Genomic DNA, 18286 nt, shown 5'->3' with positions numbered 1-18286 from the left:
TTTTATTGAGCAAACAGTTGATGTATTTCTTGAGTTACGCTAACTCCCTTTCAACTTCTTTTTAACCCAAGTTCACAGGTACAAATATCTTCGCGTCGCCTCGTTGTATCAGCAAAGCCAACTGCTTATTTTCTTTGGCGACCAGTGACTGAAGTTGCGTTACTGATTTTACGTTGGCACCGTTGACAGCAATAATCACATCACCAGCCTCGATCCCTGCGCGGGCGGCGGCACCGCCTACTTGCTCTACCACTAAACCAGATGGCAATCCTGCTTGCCGAATTTCATCGGATGTTAATGGGCGAACCGCAACACCTAGCCTGCCTTTATTTTGGTTTCTTGGGGATACATCCTCGTTCATGGCGACATCTTTTGCGGTATCCAGCGTGGCTAATAGTTCAATCGCCTTGCCAGCGCGCCAGACTTGCAGCGTCGCTTTATCGCCGGGTTTGCCAATGCCAACCAGTGCCGGTAAATCACCGGATCGCTTAATGATCTGATCGTTATATTTAAGGATCACATCACCAGGCTCTAGTCCGGCTCTGGCCGCTGCACTATCGGGTGCGATATTGGCGACCAGGGCACCATCGGGTTGTTTTAATTTAAAAGATTCAGCCAGAGTTTGGTTCAGCTCTTGTATCGTTACCCCTAATCTGGCGTGGACTACTTTGCCGCTCTTGACGATCTGGTTGCTGACGTTTAAAGCAACCTCAATCGGGATCGCAAATGAAACGCCTTGATAGCCGCCAGTCTGGCTGTAAATTTGTGAATTGATGCCAACCACATTGCCACTGGCATCAAACAAGGGACCGCCCGAATTGCCGGGATTAACTGCGACGTCGGTCTGGATAAATGGTACATAACCGTCGCCAGGTAATGAGCGACTTTTTGCGCTGACGATGCCAGCAGTCGCGCTTTGCTCAAAGCCGAAAGGGGAGCCGATGGCTAGAACATAGTCGCCAACGCCAAGTTGTTTGGTATCGCCAAGACTGACTACTGGCAAATTATTAGCGTCGATTTTTAGTACTGCGATATCGGTCGCTTTATCGCTGCCTAATACTTTGGCTTTGTATTCCCGACGGTCACTTAATTTGACCGTGACTTCATCAGCGTCATTTACGACATGCGCATTGGTTAGAATTAAACCGTCTTTGCTCAAAATAAATCCTGAACCTTGTCCGCGCACAGGCACATTATGTGGCTGCATACGACCTTGACCATTAAAACCTGGCATGCCCTGCATACCGGGCAAACCCCGGAAGAACTGAGAGAACGGATCACCCGATGCACCGTCCGAATCTTCCATACTGGTTTTATGCATCGCTTCGGTATTGATACCCACAACGGCAGAGCCATAACGCTCAACAATGGAACGATAATTGGGCGCAGTGATGGGAACGATAGGCGCTGTGGCGCTTGTGCCTGACGGCGTATTTTGCGGTGTACTTGCTGGAGATGAGGGTATCGCCGAACCGGCGATAGTGCCCGGAGTGTCTGCTTGGGCAGTATCCGTTTTTTTATGAAACCAGTCAGATGCATTCCAGTTGAATGCGTTGGCGGTGCCGACAGATAAGACGCCAGCGGCGACTAATGCGATGGTAATTTCTTTAGCTTTCATGTTTGCTCCTATTCAGCAGGTCTGTACAAATCAGTGCAAGGAAATTGCCCTAAAAATGTGGGGACATCTGCAGAATAAAAGAACAAACTTAAATTAGACTTAAGAGAGAATTGCATGTTCGCATCGAATAACCTCTGGTAATTCCCCCCCCATAACTGTCATACTTGCTGGTGCTTCATACATTTATCGTTGGTAAGTCACAGCGGTTCATTGATAAATTTTCTCAACAAGGGCGAATATAGCCAAAGCTATTGGAGATTGCTTAATGCAACAGTTTGATCAGTATGCAGATGCATACAACCTAGTCCGCGCAAAGATCGCCTACCCCGAGGCGCTGTATCGGGATTTGGTGAGCCGGTGTGGAGGTGTTGACGCTGCGTTGGATATTGGGTGTGGAAATGGAGTTTCGACTATCAGGCTCGCACCGTATTTCAATTATGTTGAAGGAGCTGACATTGGCGCAAACTTGATTGAGAAGGCCAAATTTAACTATCCTGCAATTCGCTTTAGCGTATCCCCAGCAGAGGAATATTCCTCTCAAAAGAAGTTTGACCTGATTACCAGCGCAACCTCGTTTTACTGGATGGATCGGGATATTGTCTTGCAAAGAATCAAGTCACTTCTAAAAAATAAAGGAGTGTTCTGCGCGTATAAATATGATTTTCCAGTTGCATATGGTCCGCTTCGTGATCTGATAGAAAAGGAGCTCGTCACGAAATGGAGCCAATACCGTGACGTCCGGCTGACCAGTTACGATGACACCCTAGAACGAATTGATTCGTCAGGAGGATTTGCTTCAGCCGAACGACATATATTTTCAAACATCATAGAACTGACACCATTGGAGGTCGGGTTATTCTTTTTGTCTACAAGTTATGTGACACGATATATCGATAAACAAGGCGGGAGCGCGTACGCTGAGGAATTCTTGGCGAAGATCCAAAATACAGAGACTAACGAAACTGTCAAAATTAATTTTGACATCCACACTTTTATCGCTAGCAGTCAATGAACATTAAGTATTAGGGATTAACCGAGATTTTCCATTAGGCGCACCGAAGGTGCTATTTGAGTGCTGACGGCGCATTTCCGGTCATTTTTGACGCTCTTCGTTGCTCATGGCTTGCCATGAGCGCCTTATTTGCAACAAACTCGCATCAAAACTGCCTCGAAAAGTGCATCCGTCATCAACTCAAATCCTAACGGAAAATCTCGGTTTAAGCCAAAAAATAGCTGTGTCTGTCTTGCTGGACCAAACTGTTGAAAAGAGTGTCGGGGAAATTACCGCAAAGCTTTTCCCAACACCAAGTAACCATCGGTGCAGCTTGAACTAATTTGAACTAGCTTGAAAAATAACACTTACTTTCAGACCACCTAAAGCTGAACTAGTTAGCGTAATCTGGGCGCCGTGTTGGTCCACAATATTCTTCACAATCGATAATCCCAAGCCGCTCCCCGTTTGTTGGCTTGGGTGATTGTTTAAGCGATAAAACCGGCTGAATACCCGCTCACGATCAGATGGTGCGATCCCGGGGCCGGAATCTTCTACCAATAATTCAACTTGCGATCCGTGATCAATCACGCTGGTGTGTACTTGCCCGCCGTTCGGCGTGTAGCGGATGGCGTTGTCGATCAGGTTGCGGATCAGGATGCTTAAACGTGCGGCGTCAACAGGGATCAGCAATTGTTCTGGTGCAGCTAACTCAAGCTGTAATTCCCGCGATTGCGCAATTGGGAAAAGATCGGCAATTGTCTGCCGCGTCAGCTCTGCGATATTGGTCGATGGCGCGTAGGCTTGCAATTGGATTTGCGTGTCCGCCGGATCGGTTTGTGCTGCAATCAATAGTTGTTCTATTAAGTGACTAGAGCGATCTACCCCTTGGTTGAGTTGGTCCAAGGCTTGCTTTTTTGCGGCATCATCCGGCGCATTGCCCAATAATTGTAATTGCAGTTTGAGTGCCGTCAGTGGCGAGCGCAGCTCATGTGCTGCATCCGCTACAAACGCGCGCTGGCTAGAGAACGCTTGCTGCAACCTCGCCAGTAGTGAGTTGAGGGCCGTGATCAGCGGTACCACTTCGCTCGGTAAATCGGTCTCCGCTACTTGCTCCAGACTACGGGCATCGCGTTGTTCTACCTCGTTGGCGACTCGCTGCAAGGGTAATAAAGAATTGCCTACGGTCCACCAGATTAATAGCGCCATCAGCGGCACAAATGCCAGTAGCGGCGTCAGGCTGCGCAGTGCTGCTGTTGCGGCGAGGTCGGTGCGCAGATCTAGCGGTTGTGCGACTTGAATAATCCTGTCTCTGGTAGCAACGCTAAATACCCGCCAGCGTTTTGGATAGGTGTTCAAACTTATATTGAGCTGCACATCCACGTCGGTAAAGCCCAATGTTGCGCGATCAAATAAAGGTGCGCCCGGTACCGATAAATACAGCATGCTGCCATTGCTATTCCAGATCTGTATCACGACATCTAACGCGTCCCCTTGCTGGTAATACGACGGGTCGGCAACAACGCCCTGGTCGCGCAATGACAAGGCAATCTGACGCAACTGGTAATCCAGCAAATCTTCATTTTCTTTTAGTGTGTGCCGATAAGTGATCAAACCTATTAGCAATGCTGTGAGTATGGCTGCAGCGATCAAAAAGACCGATAATTTTGCGCGTATTGAAGTAATTTTCATCGAGAAACTGTGCGTTGTTGTTACGTCGTAGGAGTTGATGTTGTAGTTGATGTCGGCTTAGGAATAAAGTAACCAACCCCACGTACATTCTGAATAAAGCTGGTGCCGAGTTTGCGCCGTACCGAATGGATATACACTTCGACCGTATTACTTTCAACCTCCTCACCCCAGCCGTACATGCGTTCCTCTAACTGTGCGCGCGACAAAATCGCACCGGGTCGCAGCAACAAAGCCTCGATCATTGCGTATTCACGGGCTGACAAAGATACCGTCACATCATGGCGTTTGACCTCGTGCGTCGCAGGATTAATTATCACATCGCCGATCTGGATCGCAGGCTCAGTTTGCCCAGAGCTGCGCCGCAGGGCAGAGCGCAGACGCGCTGCCAGTTCTTCAATCGCAAACGGCTTGATCACATAATCATCAGCGCCCGCATCCAATCCCTTAATCCTATCCTCTAATCCGTCGCGGGCAGTGATGATGATGACCGGTATACTCACCTTGCGAAGACGCAAGCTACGCACAACTTCAATCCCGTCTTTGCCTGGCAAGCCTAAATCCAGCAACACCAGATCAAAATGCTCAGTCTGTAAAACAGAATCCGCCAAGCCACCGTCCCGCACCCAATCAACGACATACTCAAGCTGACGCAAAGAGGTTCTGATCGCCTCGCCTATCATCTGATCATCTTCTACCAATAAAATCCGCATTTATTTCGCTCCGCTGACGGGGTAATAACATTGATTTTAATATACTCCCTATTATTTTAAATAAATATGGCTTGTTGTCCATATAATATCTGGACTGCTTATATATACATGGTAGTAGTATATTGTCGCCAGGGCTTTCGCAAAACCGCCCAAAACCGCGTTGCAGCGCCTGTCCGTCCTAAAACTGTCGTCGTGGTTGCGCCTTGCAGGACAATTTTGCGTAAGTCACACAAAAATATTTACCTAACTTTACTAATTATTCAAAACACTCATCAAGTATTCAGGTAATATCTTTATCTGACTTTAAAGTCAGTAATGTTAATGCCAAACTATTTGCGTATTCGGGAGTGTGGAAATTGAAAAAAACAAGGATCTGCAAGCAAGTTTCTCTGCAATCATTGGCTCGTGGCGCTGGCGGAACCATCGCTCTCAGCCTACTCATCAGCGGATGCGCAGTTGGCCCCAACTTTACTGCGCCAGCAGCACCGGTCAAATCAGAGAATTATTCTTATACGCCATCGCCCACAGCGAGCCAGACCGAGGCATCGGCAGGTAATGCAGGGACGTCACAAACCTTGGTGAGCGGGCAGGATATTCCAGCAGCCTGGTGGCAAGTATTCCGCTCTGAAGCACTAGACAAATTAATCCGCGACGCTTTAACAAAGAGTCCAACGCTGGCATCTGCCCAGGCGGCATTGCGACAAGCACAAGAGAACTACAACGCCCAGTATGGATCAAGCCAATTTCCTACTGTGACTGGTAGCCTCAATGGTGAACGCGAACATGCCTCGGCGGTATCTACAGGCATTCCGGGCGGCACCATCTTCAATTTATACAATGCCTCCGTTAATGTCTCTTACACAGTGGATGTATTTGGTGCAAATAAGCGCGGACTGGAAGGCCTGCAAGCGGGTATTGATTATCAGCGTTATGAGGTCGAGGCAGCGTATCTGACACTGACATCCAATCTGGTTACCACCGCGATACGCGAAGCGTCTTATCGGGCGCAATTGCAAGCGACGCAAGAGATACTCGATGCGCAGTCCAGGCAGCTGGAAGTGATTGAGCAGCAATTTAAAGTCGGTGCGATTGCCAAATCCTCGTTTTTATCTCAGCGCAATTTGGTTGCTCAGACCCGTGCGAGTTTGCCCGGCCTGCAAAAATCCTTAGAGCAAACGCGTAATCAACTGGCAGTGTATGCGGGGCGCTTACCTAGTGATCCGGGCTTGCCTGAATTTAATCTGGACGCACTGCAATTGCCGCAAGAGTTACCGGTATCTATCCCCTCCGCATTGGTGCGCCAACGTCCAGATATTCGCGCGGCTGAAAGCTTATTACATCAAGCCAGCGCCCAAATCGGTGTTGCAACGGCCAATCAGTATCCACAATTTTCTCTCACTGGTAGTTATGGTTTTGCATCGACTAAAACCAATAATCTGTTCAGCGAAAATATGAGTTTCTGGAGCCTGGCTGGCGGTTTGACGGCACCGATTTTTAATGCCGGCTCCCTCTCAGCTAAGCGTCGTGCAGCAGTGGCATCCTACGACCAGGCGGCAGCGCAATATCGTTCTACGGTGTTATCGGCTTTCCAAAATGTGGCGGATAGTTTGCGCGCTTTAGAGTTCGATGCGCAAACTTTAAAGCAGCAAGCAGATGTTGAATCCATCGCCAAAGAAACCTTGGACTTGACGACCAAACAGTACAAATTGGGTAGTGTTAGCTCTCTGACCTTGCTCGATGCCAAGCGCACTTATCAAACAGCGCGTGTCAGTCTGATTCAGGCGCAGGCAAACCGGTATGCGGATACGGCGGCTTTATTTCAGTCTATGGGTGGTGGATGGTGGAACCGTCCGGCGTTGATGGATATTTCCAGCGCTACCGGTTCCGCTATTACCGACAATAAAGCGGCAAGCGCAGAATAAATCTTGTGGTTCTCGAATTTTAATGAGATGTATTGAAGTGATATGAATTGAGTCACGCTTCTTAATCGTATTCGTGACCGGATTAGTATATTAAAGGGGAAGTATTCATGACAAAGCGTATGTTTATCATGCTCGGCTGCGTGGTGTTGTTGATCGTTGGCCTGGCGTTCGGCAAGTATCTACAAATTAAACAATTAATCGCCAGTGCGCCCAAGCCTGGCGCACAAACCGTTAGCACGACAAAAGCAGAAACCTTAGAGTGGCAGCCGCAGATTTCTTCCGTCGGCACAGTCACAGCTTATCGTGGCGTCGACATCAGCTCCGAAATCGCTGGTCTGGTACGCGACGTAAAATTTAAGTCCGGTCAAAATGTAAAGCATAACGACATCTTGATACAGCTCAACGCGGATTCTGACATCGCACAACTGCGCTCTTTGGAGGCATCAGCAGAATTATCTGCTACTGTCCTCAAGCGCGATCAGGCGCAATTGGCGGCAGAGGGTGTTAGTCAGGCACAAGTTGATTCTGATATGGCCGACTTAAAAAGCAAACGCGCTTTGGTCGCCCAACAAGCCGCCAACGTCGAGAAAAAAACTATTCGCGCACCATTCGCAGGTCGCTTGGGGATCAGCACTGTAAATCCGGGTCAGTTCGTTAATCCGGGTGACAAGTTAGTCAGCTTGCAGACGATTGATCCTATTTTTGTGGACTTCTTTGTGCCGCAAAAACAAATCGCTTCGCTGAAAGTTGGGCAAAGTCTTAAGCTCTTGAGTGATGCTTTTCCAGGTCAGGATTTCCAGGGACAAATCTCTTCCATCAATCCAAAAATCGATGTAGCAACCCGTAATGTTCAGGTAGAAGCAACCTTGAACAATCAAAAACAATTGCTCTTGCCGGGTATGTTCGGCAATGTGGCAATTGATGTCGGCGACAAAAATAAATTTATCACGTTGCCGCAAACAGCGATTACCTACAATCCTTACGGCTCCACTGTATTTGTAATTAAAGACAGCGACAAAAAAGATGAAAAAGGTGAGGTCGCTAAAGTCGCCCAACAAGTATTCGTGACCACTGGCGCTACTCGTGGTGATCAGGTTGCCGTATTAAAAGGGATAGAAGTCGGACAAATGGTCGTCACCAGCGGACAGCTTAAATTGAAGAATGGTACGCCAGTGCTGATCGATAATTCTGTCCAGCCGAAAAATAGTCCCAATCCAACTCCGCAAGAACACTAAAAGGAGTCAAGATGAAATTTACCGACATTTTTATCAAGCGTCCGGTACTCGCCATCGTCGTGAGTTTGCTGATTGTGGTACTCGGTATGCGGTCTTTGTTTAGCTTACCCGTCAACCAATATCCGCATACTCAAAATGCAGTCGTCACGATCTCGACGACTTACTTTGGTGCTGACGCGCAGACAATCGCTGGCTTTATCACGCAGCCATTAGAGTCCGCTATTGCGCAGGCGCAGGGGATTGATTATTTATCTTCTTCCAGCTCCAGTGGCGTATCAACAATTACCGCAACCTTGCGTCTTAACTACGATGCGAACCGGGCTTTGACTGAAATCAGCACCCAGGTTAATTCGGTAAAAAACCAGTTACCTGCACAAGCGCAGCAACCAGTTTTGACTGTACAAACCGGTCAGACCACGGATGCGATGTATATGGGCTTTTATAGCGATACTTTGCCAACTAATAACGTGACTGATTTTTTGATCCGCGTTGTTAAGCCAAAGTTAGATTCGATTGAAGGCGTACAAACCGCCGAGCTGTTAGGTGCCCGCCAATTTGCTCTGCGTGCTTGGCTGGACGCACAAAAAATGGCGGCATTTAGCGTTACCGCAGCTGATGTCAGTACTGCCTTAGCCTCCAATAATTATCTGACTGCATTGGGCGCCTCCAAAGGTCAGATGGTGACCGTGCCTTTAACTGCCGGTACAGATTTGCACTCGGTTGAGGAATTTAAGAAGCTGGCAATCAAGCAAAATAACGGCGCAATTGTCCGTTTGGAGGATGTTGCTACCGTCACTCTGGGGTCAGAAAATTATGACTTTAACGTGGCGTTTAGTGGCGTTCGTTCGGTGTTTATCGGTATTAAAGTAGCGCCGGAAGCGAACATCCTTGATGTTGCAAAACGCGTTCGCACAGCTTTCCCGGGGATTCAATCGCAATTGCCATCTGGTCTTACCGGGCAGATCGTGTATGACTCCACCGAGTTCATTAACACCTCGATCGAAGAAGTCGTCAAAACCTTGTTAGAAGCGCTGTTAATTGTGACGGTGGTGATTTACTTGTTCCTCGGTAGTTTCCGCGCGGTGATGGTGCCTGTGATTGCGATGCCGCTGTCACTGATTGGTACTTTCTTCGTGATGCTGATGTTTGGCTACTCCATCAATTTACTGACCTTACTCGCGCTGGTGTTGGCGATTGGTCTGGTAGTGGATGATGCGATTATCGTGGTCGAAAACGTCGATCGGCACATGAAAGAAGGCAAGTCCATCATGGACTCTTCCTTGCTTGCGGCACGTGAATTGGCCTCGCCGATTTTGGCCATGACCGTCGTGCTGATTGCAGTGTATGTCCCTATCGGTTTCCAGGGTGGTTTAACCGGTGCTTTGTTTACTGAGTTTGCTTTTACTCTGGCTGGCGCGGTTGCCATGTCTGGTATCGTCGCCTTGACCTTATCACCGATGATGTGCTCCCGCTTCTTTAAGATGGAGCAAACTAATGGCCGTTTCGCAAAATACATTGACCATACCTTTGAAAAAGTTCGCGGCCGATATTTACGTATTTTGCATAGCTTGTTAAATACCTGGCCTGTGCTTATTGTGATGAGCGTGATTCTGATTTTATGCTTGGGACTGATGTTTAAGATGTCGCAGTCTGAACTGGCGCCAGAAGAAGATCAGGGCATCGTCTTGTCACAAGTCGTCGGTGCGCCAACAGCGACATCCGACCAGATGCAAACTTACGCCGATCAGGTATTTAAAGTGGCGCATGACATGCCGGAATACAAGCAGATGTTCCAGATCACCGGTGTGCCAACGACCAATGCTGGTATTGGCGGTGTCTTGCTGAAAGACTGGAGCGAACGTGGCCGCAGTGCCAAGCAAATTCAGCAAGACTTGCAAGCAAAGTGGAACAAGATTGCCGGTGCCAGAATCGCAGCTTTCCAGTTCCCTGCATTGCCTGGTTCATCCGGTTTGCCGATTCAGTTTTTGATCACGACGACCGAGCCTTTTGAGAATTTAAATTCAGTTGCTCAGCAAGTGATGGACAAAGCTCGTACCTCCGGTAAGTTTTATTTTATGGACGTCGATTTAAAACTGGATAAACCGCAAGCTACTCTGGAAGTTGACCGCGACAAAATTACTGCGCTAGGAATGACGCAGCAAGATGTGGGTCAGGCTTTGGGCGCGGCCTTAGGTGGTGGTTATGTAAATTACTTCTCCATCGCTGGTCGCTCCTACAAAGTGATACCGCAAGTGCAGCAGGTGGACCGTTTAAATCCAGAGAATTTGCTTGATTTTTATATTCGCACACCAACCGGTAGCATGATACCGGCAAGTACCGTGGCTCACATCACCACCAGCGTGGTACCAGAGGCGATTAACCGGTTTCAGCAGCTGAACTCGGCAACTATCTCTGGCGTAGCAGGCGTATCGCAAGATGAGGCATTGACTTATCTGAGTGGCTTGGTCAAAGAGATTGCACCGGCTGGCTACACCGTAGATTACGCTGGCCAGTCGCGTCAGTTCAAGAGCGAATCGGGCGGCTTTCTGGTGACGATGGCGTTTGCGGTGATTATCGTTTTCCTCGCATTAGCGGCGCAGTTTGAAAGCTTCCGTGATCCGGTCGTGATTTTGATCTCGGTACCATTGGCTTTATTTGGCGCGATGATTTTCATCTTCTGGGGCTTCTCTTCGGTCAATATTTATACTCAGGTTGGTTTAGTGACCTTAATGGGACTGATTAGTAAGCACGGTATTTTGATTGTTGAATTTGCGAATCAGTTGCGCAAAAAAGGTTTGAGCAAACGTGACGCGATTGAAGAAGCTGCAGGCGAACGTCTGCGCCCGATTCTGATGACTACCGCAGCGATGGTGTTCGGCGTATTACCTCTGGTAATCGCATCCGGCGCAGGCGCAGCAGGTCGTCATGCGATGGGTCTGGTGATTTTTACCGGACTCTCCATCGGCACACTGTTCACCTTGTTTGTGGTGCCTGCAATGTATCTTGCGATCTCAGGAAAACATGTTGCTGAGACGCCTGCCGAGCCAGTCGATGCTAGCCACCGGGACGACAATACAGTGCCAAAATTGGTGTAGCTAATGGGTTTGCTCTGCTAGTTTTATCTGATATTTGTGCATTTAATTGTCTAGTTAAGCAAATGTCAAAAAGAACGAAGCAAAAAGCCAATTAATAGTGAAAGCAATAGCGACACGAAGAACGGAAGTAAAGCAAAACCCACCTTTTAATCAAGGTGGGTTTTTTATTACATCGCTTAGATTTCTCTAAGCTGATTAGGATTTTTTTTGTGTCTAACAACAATTAATCAGATTTAATTTAAAGCGGATGCTCAATTGAAAATCGGTTTACAAACATGGGGTAGTGAAGGCGATGTTCAGCCATTTATCGCATTGGCGGCAGGCTTAGTACAGGCTGGGCATGTTGTGACTTTGCTCGTGACTGATAATGAGGGGCGGGATTACAGCAAGTATTCTGAGCAGTTCGGATTTACGTTGATTAATGTACTTGGCACCGAGGAAATGTCGCCAGAAGTGATGGAGCAACTTTGGCGAAAAATGATTGGTACGCGTAATTTGATCACGCAAACCGAGATGATCCTGAGTTTTGGATTTGATCCGGTGATGGAGCAGATGTTTGCTGCGGCAAAAGAGCTGTGCGCCAATAATGATCTGGTGGTGGGACATTTTTTCTTGCATCCCTTACGAGCCGCTGCGGAGAAATCTGCAACGCCGATTGTGACGATCAATCTTGTCCATAGTTTGCAGCCATCGGCGTTTTTGTGCCCGGGAGGATTCCCTGACTTTGGGTCTTGGAGTTATCCCTTCGCATGGAAAATAGTGCGCGTTATTCTGAATCATATTTTTTTGCCGCGAGTGAATGCGCTCAGGCACAGAGAACACCTGATTCCCAATACCGATGTCATCCAGCAGAGCTGGGTATCTGAGCGATTGAATCTGATTGCGGTCAGCCCCAGCATTTTTCATGTGCCACCGGATTGGGAGGGCACACACAGCGTCTGCGGCTTTCTTAACTTACCAAAAGGTTTACCGCAAGCTGCTTCACCGGCTGGTCTGGAAGAATTTATTGCTGCTGGAAACCCACCTGTTTATTTCTGCTTTGGCAGTATGATGATTCATCATTTGAATTACATCCAGCAGACCGTAGCGCTTTGGAATGAGGCGGTTAAGCGTGTCGGTTGCCGCGCTATATTCCAACTGCCTTGGGACGATTTGTCGGTGTTTGATTGCAGCACAAACGTCTTCAAGTTACAGCGTTCTACTCATCAAATTATCTTCCCGCGCTGCGCTTTGATCGTCCATCACGGCGGCTCTGGAACCACACAGGCTAGCCTGCGCGCAGGGCGACCATCGGTGGTAGTTGCTCATATCGCCGATCAATTTTTTTGGGGCGCAGAGCTACAACGACTTGGTGTCGCCGGACCAAAGTTGATCCGTAAGCGACTTTCTGCAAAGTGTCTGGCAGCCTCTATCGCCAAGGTGTTGGCATCGCCAGATATGGCAAACCGCGCAGCGGTAATTGCTCGGGCAATGGCGCAGGAGAATGGTGTGGAAGTGGCCGTTAAATTGCTGGAGGCTTGTATCAGTCGGCCATCTTCTACAAGCGGTTTGGTCACTGAATCTTAGACGAGTAGTTTAAGGCGAATGAATATACTCCTTATCTGTATATGTAGGTTGTCCATACAATTATTGGTCAATAGGGCATATTTATAAATATTTATGGGGAGTATATGTTTATGTCCTTAGATATTTGTAATCGTCCAACACGATTTATATCGCTATATCTTTGCTCAAAAGAATCATTGAGGGCGTATTTTTTGCGAATCGCCATGTACAATCTTTCGGGTACCTACCTCGCTTAATTTGTTCACATATTTGGATCATTAATTCAGATCAATAATTCAGATCAATAATTCAGATCAATAATTCAGATCACCGACAGGAACTACCTTGCTTAATTTCATGAACCCCAAAACATCGCCGGACAAGTTAGCCAAACTCGTTGGTGCGGCGACGGTGCTTGGTATGCTTTATTTTGGCAGAGAGTTTCTGATCCCGATTACCTTAGCTGTGATTTTGAGTTTGTTGATTGCACCTCTTATCCGGCGTATGCGACACATTGGTTTTGGGCATGCGGCGTCGGTGATTGTGTCGGTCGTCACGCTCACGCTGGCGCTGAGTACTTTGTGTATTTTGGTTGGCGTGCAGGTGATACAAATGGGTGCTAGCCTGCCAAAATATGAAGAGACCATCCGTGGCAAACTCCGCGCACTGGATCAGTTAACGCTGGGCAAACTGAACGCACTGACCGGACAGGCAGACCGGGTGATGGATGGTTTATCGGACTATTCAAAACCAGTTAGCAGCGTGCCAGAGAGTTTGGCTCCGGCAGAGACCCCGACTAAGGTCGCTAGTAATCCTAAGCATGGAGCCAACAAGGCTGCAAATAGTACCGCGGCTAGTTCCATCAACGTCGCAGCCAATGGTGGAGTGCATGCAGGAACAAGCGTAGGAACAAACGCAGGAACAACTACCGGAGAAATGATCACCGCCACTAAAAGTATTACTCCCATACCAGTGGAAATACGTTCGCCGCCGTTAAAGCCTTTCCAGCTAATAGAAAAAATATTTAACTCAATATGGGGGCCAATCGAAACGACCGGTATTGTCTTTATTGTCCTGATATTCGTCTTACTTGAGCACGAAGCCCTGCGGGATCGTTTTATCCGGCTTATCGGCAAGCATGATTTGCGCGAGACCACCATTGCAGTCAATGATGCTGGCGAACGGCTTTCTCGGTTTTTCTTATCCCAGTTTGGGGTGAATATTGCGGTGGGTTTGCTGATCTGGTTAGGGCTCAGCGTCATCGGACTTTCGCAAGCCCTGCTATGGGGCGCGATGGCCGCTATTTTACGGTTTATTCCGTATGTTGGCGTCTGGATTGCTGCGGTGTGCGCTACCTTGCTGGCCGCTGCAATCGCGCCAGGATGGTCGCTGGCGCTGATGACGATCAGTCTGTTCTTTGTGGTGGAGCTGGTGATTTCCCAATTGATAGAGCCGCATCTGTACGGACACACCACCGGATTATCGCCATTGTCTGTCGTGATCGCGGCGATTTTCTGGAGCTGGTTATGGGGTCCGGTAGGTTTAATGTTATCCACGCCGCTGACGCTTTGTATGGTGGTTGCCGGGCGCTATATCAGCTCGCTGAATTTTTTAGAAGTATTGTTGGGCGAGATACCAGCACTCACCATGCCAGAGAATTTTTACCAGCGCGCCTTAGCGGGTGATGCACAAGAAATCATCGCCAACGCCCGTCGCTTCTTAAAGCGCAAATCGTTTAGCGCCTACTGCGACACGGTGTTAGGCCCAGCCTTGCATCTAGCAAAAATGGATTTTACTGACAGAGCGATTACTAAGGTCGAGCAAGTCAAAGTCAGTAACGCCATTGTGTCTGTGATCCAGGAGTTGGGAGAGAACCGAAAATGGTGGAAGCATTATTCCCGCAATTCCTTATTAGAAGGAATTAACCTAGGACTGCAATTGCGTAGCCAGCGCGAACGGATGATCGGGCAGTGGCAAGGGCCGATCAATGCGCCCGCCGGATCGATCTTGCTGAGCATAGGATTAAGCAATACCGATGTACTGGCGGCAGAAATATTGGTCAGAGTTCTGCGTGCGCAGCATATTGACGCACGTCATTTCTCTATTGAGGAATTTGAATTGCCGCCGCCACCGGATTCCACCCCGGACATTATTTCTATGGTCTGTTTCGTCAGCACTGATCCGGTCAAAGGCCATCAACATCTGGAATCCGCCGCCACTAAATTACGCAGTCAACTTCCCCACGTAAAAATCGTAGCGGTCTTGCTAGCCAATCCGTTTGATGAAACCGAAGGTGTCTTGGAGCAAGTTGCCGGTGCAGATCAGATCGTCAGGTCTTACCAGGAAACGCTGCAAACTTGTCTTGAGGTGATGCCAGTGTCAAGTACCGTCAGCTAGCTTGATTCATAGCAGGTAGATTATTGTGTAGGATAAATACTCCATATGGGTATTTTAGGTTGTCCATATGTTTTCTCGTCCACACGGCGATTTTTATATATTTTAGGGGGAGTATGTTCTTATTTCTCTATATTATTGACTTGGTTCGTGAGCATGACGGACGCAATCATCAATATATCCTCAGCGCCGTGTGATTGCTAAAGAGTGTTCTTTTTAGAATCAATTTTTGCGCTCACTTCGTCGCAAAGATTGATGGCTCAAAAAAAACCGTAGCATTTCTCGCGATGCATCCGGTCCTTTTGCATCGGTATAACTCCCAGCGGGATTGCCACCCGACCATGCATGACCTGCGCCATGGATGACCCAATGTTCCGCTACCGAGTGGCCATCACTATCGTAATAAGACGTTGTGGAGTAGGTATGACCGCCATCAGTTTTACCTGTTTGTACTGAAATATTTTGAGGTGACGCAGAATCGATTTCTATATTTTGGGCTGCGATATTTTGTTGAATCAGGTGTTCACCATTACTGGCGTTGACTGTGTGATCCTGATCACCGTGAAAAACAATCATCGGGATTGCCGTCAGCGCTGCTTCATCTAGTTGTTGGCAGTTGGCCTGAGAGCTACCATTGCGCATGGCGGATAAAGCAGAAGGAACATTATTTGCCGATGCATACGGCAATCCAGAATGGACGCCAACAGCGGCATAAATATCTGGATAAAGTGTCGCCACGGTAACGGCCATTGCGCCTCCTGCAGACAAGCCTGCAATATACACGCGCGTCGTATCTACCGGGTAGTCACGGATAACGTCTTGAGTAATTCCCGCGATAATAGAAGGCTCGCCTTTGCCGCGTGACTGGTCGTCAGTCCTGAACCAATTCCAGCATTTTTGCGCATTAGCAGACTGAGTTTGCGCCGGGTAGGCGACAATAAATTTCTGCTCCTCTGCAAGTAAATTCATCGCAGTACCTGTTGCAAAGTCATCTGGGTTTTGGGTGCAGCCATGCAGCATGATCAATAGTGGTAGCGGCTGATCATTGCTGTTACTGGGAATATAAATTTTGTAAGTGTGAGAGGGCCGCGACTTAGTATGAAAGTGAATATGAGGCACAAGCTGGGGGTGAATTTGAGTCTGCCCCTGTGTCTGAGCATGACTTTCTTTAACATACGACTTAGTCAAAAATTCTCCCCCGGCAGGAAGATCCGTTGGCATCGCTTCGCTGTACGGCCAGGTTGAGGCTACTTTTATTCTATTGAGCTCAGGTAAATTTCTGACCGGTTTACTGATGTCGAAGTTACTGAAGCCAGGTGTTTTGGGTATTTTGGGTAGTCGGGGTATGGTAGGTAGTGTCGGTAATTGGAACGGCGATAATTTCTTAGATCGCTTCTGCACAATACGTTTAAAGGGCATGATTATTTTACTCAATCCCTTTGGGCTGGCGATGCGAAATAGTGTTGTGATTGTTTTTAATTGAGCAATCCAATTCTTGTTTTTACGCATGGTAATTCTCTGTTGATTTAGCAGGAGATTTTAATGTTCTCTGCAGGTACCACTAAGGTGCCTATGGGATAGCTGGACTTCCAAGATAGCAAACACTACATCAACGAGATCGTTAGTCTTCACGACTATACAACTAATAGATAAACATGGCTCCAATAACCAATAATCTGGAGCCATTTAAACGATGATTACAATATGTATTATCGATATCATCGTTATTATCTTTAGTGACTCAATAGTGCACTAAGCGGTCTCGTCAGACCGGTACATAAAAAATTCCGGCGTATATAAATTTGGGTGGTGTATGTTGGTTGGATCGCATGGTTTCTGCTTTCCTCAAATTTAGAGCGGAGAGTCATCCATATTTTTGGGCTCAGTCACCGCTTGTCGATTATGTTCTGCCCGGAATTTAGCCGACATCTCATACGCCGCTTTTCGGAGTCGCATGATAGAACCTAAAGGCCGATGTGCAACAACGCCATGCCACGGGCTAAACGACATGCCGTCATCAATCGCTTTTGAGCGGCCTTCACTCCAGGCGACCTGGGACGGTACTGATATGCGGGCAACGGTCAGGTAAGGACTGAGCTCCTCTGGCCAGGCCACAGAGGCATCCTCAATCGGCATTTTTTCTATGTCAGTACAAAGCTGTACACGCAATTCCCATACTGCATTGTTGTGCGCAAAGAAGTCGACTACTGCCTCACGCAAGCCATTCGGTTTGTCGTTTAAATCGACCACTGCGCCAGTCAGCGCCACCAAACCAGAAGACACCGGGACGACAGAAAATTTTGCCATGTAGTCACCGAATAGAATCGGCACCTGACTAAAAAACGTTTCGCCTAAAATATGGGTTTCTGGATGACCGCCCAAGGCGATGATCGTACCACTCTTGCCTCCGACCGCTTCCAGCACTTTTTCTGTGCTTTGTAATACTGAGGACAATACCTTTTTCAAGCCCGGCGCTTTATCGGTCGTCGATGCTAATAATTTTAAGCTACCCAAAAATTCTTTCGCCCGTGGCGCCGCAAAAGTAGGGCTGCCGTTGACCAATAAAAAATCTTGAGTAACATCGTCCTCGCTACCTGCCAGCCTTTCTCCTTTTACACCAATCAGTTTAATTGCCATACCGCGTGGTGTGGATACGGCATCGTCCAGTACATCACCTGGGATGGTCGATAATCTGATGACCACCGGCCATGTTCCGGGAGTAGCAAAAATACCTTGTGCCAGAGCGGGCGCCAGATTGTCTACAACCGACATTTCCCCATGTAATAAGCCATGACTTTTTGCATGCACACTACGGGTCGCGTGACCTGAATCTTTGTAGGTGATGTCCGAAATATGTCGCAGCGTTTTGAGCAAACCAATTTGTGTTTCATCCTCTTCCTCTTCAGACATTTCATAGCTTGATTTATAAGGCAGGGGTGACGTTGGTGGCAAATCCGGTGGCATAAGAGATGACATGGCTGACCCTTCGGTAGTTGTTAAGTCGGGTGCCGAGTTTATGGTTTAAGCCTGAACATAGTCTGTGTGTGACCGCACGTAAGCGTAATCGAGGCGGTAATTAAGTAA

General features: G+C 47.9%; 12 protein-coding genes. 7 read left to right on the top strand and 5 right to left on the bottom strand.

Annotated features, from left to right (window positions below; genetic code table 11):
* Nucleotides 1–61: 61 nt before the first annotated feature.
* Entirely contained in the window at nt 62–1618 is a 1557-nt protein-coding gene (locus QN395_RS11085) for a Do family serine endopeptidase (protein WP_322121267.1), read from the bottom strand.
* 265 nt (nt 1619–1883) lie between these two features.
* On the opposite strand from QN395_RS11085, the gene QN395_RS11080 reads away from it, so the two are divergent.
* The gene (locus QN395_RS11080) at nt 1884–2630 is read left to right on the top strand and encodes a class I SAM-dependent methyltransferase (RefSeq protein WP_322121268.1); all 747 of its coding nucleotides are present in this window, start codon (nt 1884–1886) and stop codon (nt 2628–2630) included.
* 318 nt (nt 2631–2948) lie between these two features.
* Here QN395_RS11080 and QN395_RS11075 read toward each other — a convergent pair whose 3' ends face one another.
* Both QN395_RS11075 and QN395_RS11070 read right to left on the bottom strand, forming a co-directional pair.
* On the bottom strand, nt 2949–4301 hold the full coding sequence (locus QN395_RS11075) for an ATP-binding protein (RefSeq protein WP_323492540.1): 1353 nt from the start codon (nt 4299–4301) through the stop codon (nt 2949–2951).
* Nucleotides 4302–4321: 20 nt separating this feature from the next.
* Nucleotides 4322–5011 (bottom strand): response regulator transcription factor, encoded by a 690-nt coding sequence (locus tag QN395_RS11070; protein ID WP_322121270.1) that lies wholly within the window; start codon nt 5009–5011, stop codon nt 4322–4324.
* A gap of 356 nt (nt 5012–5367) precedes the next feature.
* Between QN395_RS11070 and QN395_RS11065 the strand changes: the two genes are divergently transcribed.
* From QN395_RS11065 to QN395_RS11045, 5 genes are all read left to right on the top strand, one after another.
* Nucleotides 5368–6933: an efflux transporter outer membrane subunit gene (locus QN395_RS11065; protein WP_322121271.1), complete on the top strand. Its 1566-nt coding sequence runs from the start codon at nt 5368–5370 to the stop codon at nt 6931–6933.
* A 107-nt stretch (nt 6934–7040) separates the two neighbouring features.
* Nucleotides 7041–8168 (top strand): efflux RND transporter periplasmic adaptor subunit, encoded by a 1128-nt coding sequence (locus QN395_RS11060; RefSeq protein WP_323492541.1) that lies wholly within the window; start codon nt 7041–7043, stop codon nt 8166–8168.
* An 11-nt stretch (nt 8169–8179) separates the two neighbouring features.
* Complete coding sequence (locus QN395_RS11055) at nt 8180–11263, top strand: efflux RND transporter permease subunit (RefSeq protein ID WP_323492542.1); 3084 nt, start codon at nt 8180–8182, stop codon at nt 11261–11263.
* Nucleotides 11264–11518: 255 nt separating this feature from the next.
* Nucleotides 11519–12829 carry a glycosyltransferase gene (locus QN395_RS11050; protein ID WP_323492543.1) on the top strand — a complete coding sequence of 437 codons (1311 nt, stop codon included), beginning with the start codon at nt 11519–11521 and terminating at the stop codon, nt 12827–12829.
* Nucleotides 12830–13165: 336 nt separating this feature from the next.
* Entirely contained in the window at nt 13166–15205 is a 2040-nt protein-coding gene (locus tag QN395_RS11045; RefSeq protein WP_323492544.1) for an AI-2E family transporter, read from the top strand.
* 219 nt (nt 15206–15424) lie between these two features.
* Here QN395_RS11045 and QN395_RS11040 read toward each other — a convergent pair whose 3' ends face one another.
* A complete protein-coding gene (locus QN395_RS11040; RefSeq protein ID WP_416352053.1) occupies nt 15425–16222 on the bottom strand; it encodes an alpha/beta hydrolase family esterase in 798 nt (265 codons plus the stop codon).
* A gap of 274 nt (nt 16223–16496) precedes the next feature.
* Between QN395_RS11040 and QN395_RS11035 the strand changes: the two genes are divergently transcribed.
* Nucleotides 16497–16685 carry a hypothetical protein gene (locus tag QN395_RS11035; RefSeq protein ID WP_323492546.1) on the top strand — a complete coding sequence of 63 codons (189 nt, stop codon included), beginning with the start codon at nt 16497–16499 and terminating at the stop codon, nt 16683–16685.
* Nucleotides 16686–17053: 368 nt separating this feature from the next.
* On the opposite strand, the gene QN395_RS11030 is transcribed toward QN395_RS11035, so the two are convergent.
* Nucleotides 17054–18178 (bottom strand): catalase family protein, encoded by a 1125-nt coding sequence (locus QN395_RS11030; RefSeq protein WP_323492547.1) that lies wholly within the window; start codon nt 18176–18178, stop codon nt 17054–17056.
* Between the last annotated feature and the right edge of the window lie 108 nt (nt 18179–18286).

This window comes from Undibacterium sp. RTI2.2 (genome assembly GCF_035018705.1).
Lineage (GTDB): Bacteria > Pseudomonadota > Gammaproteobacteria > Burkholderiales > Burkholderiaceae_D > Undibacterium.
The sequence above is the reverse complement of the archived record's forward strand: the minus strand, read 5'-3'. Positions and strand labels throughout refer to the sequence as shown.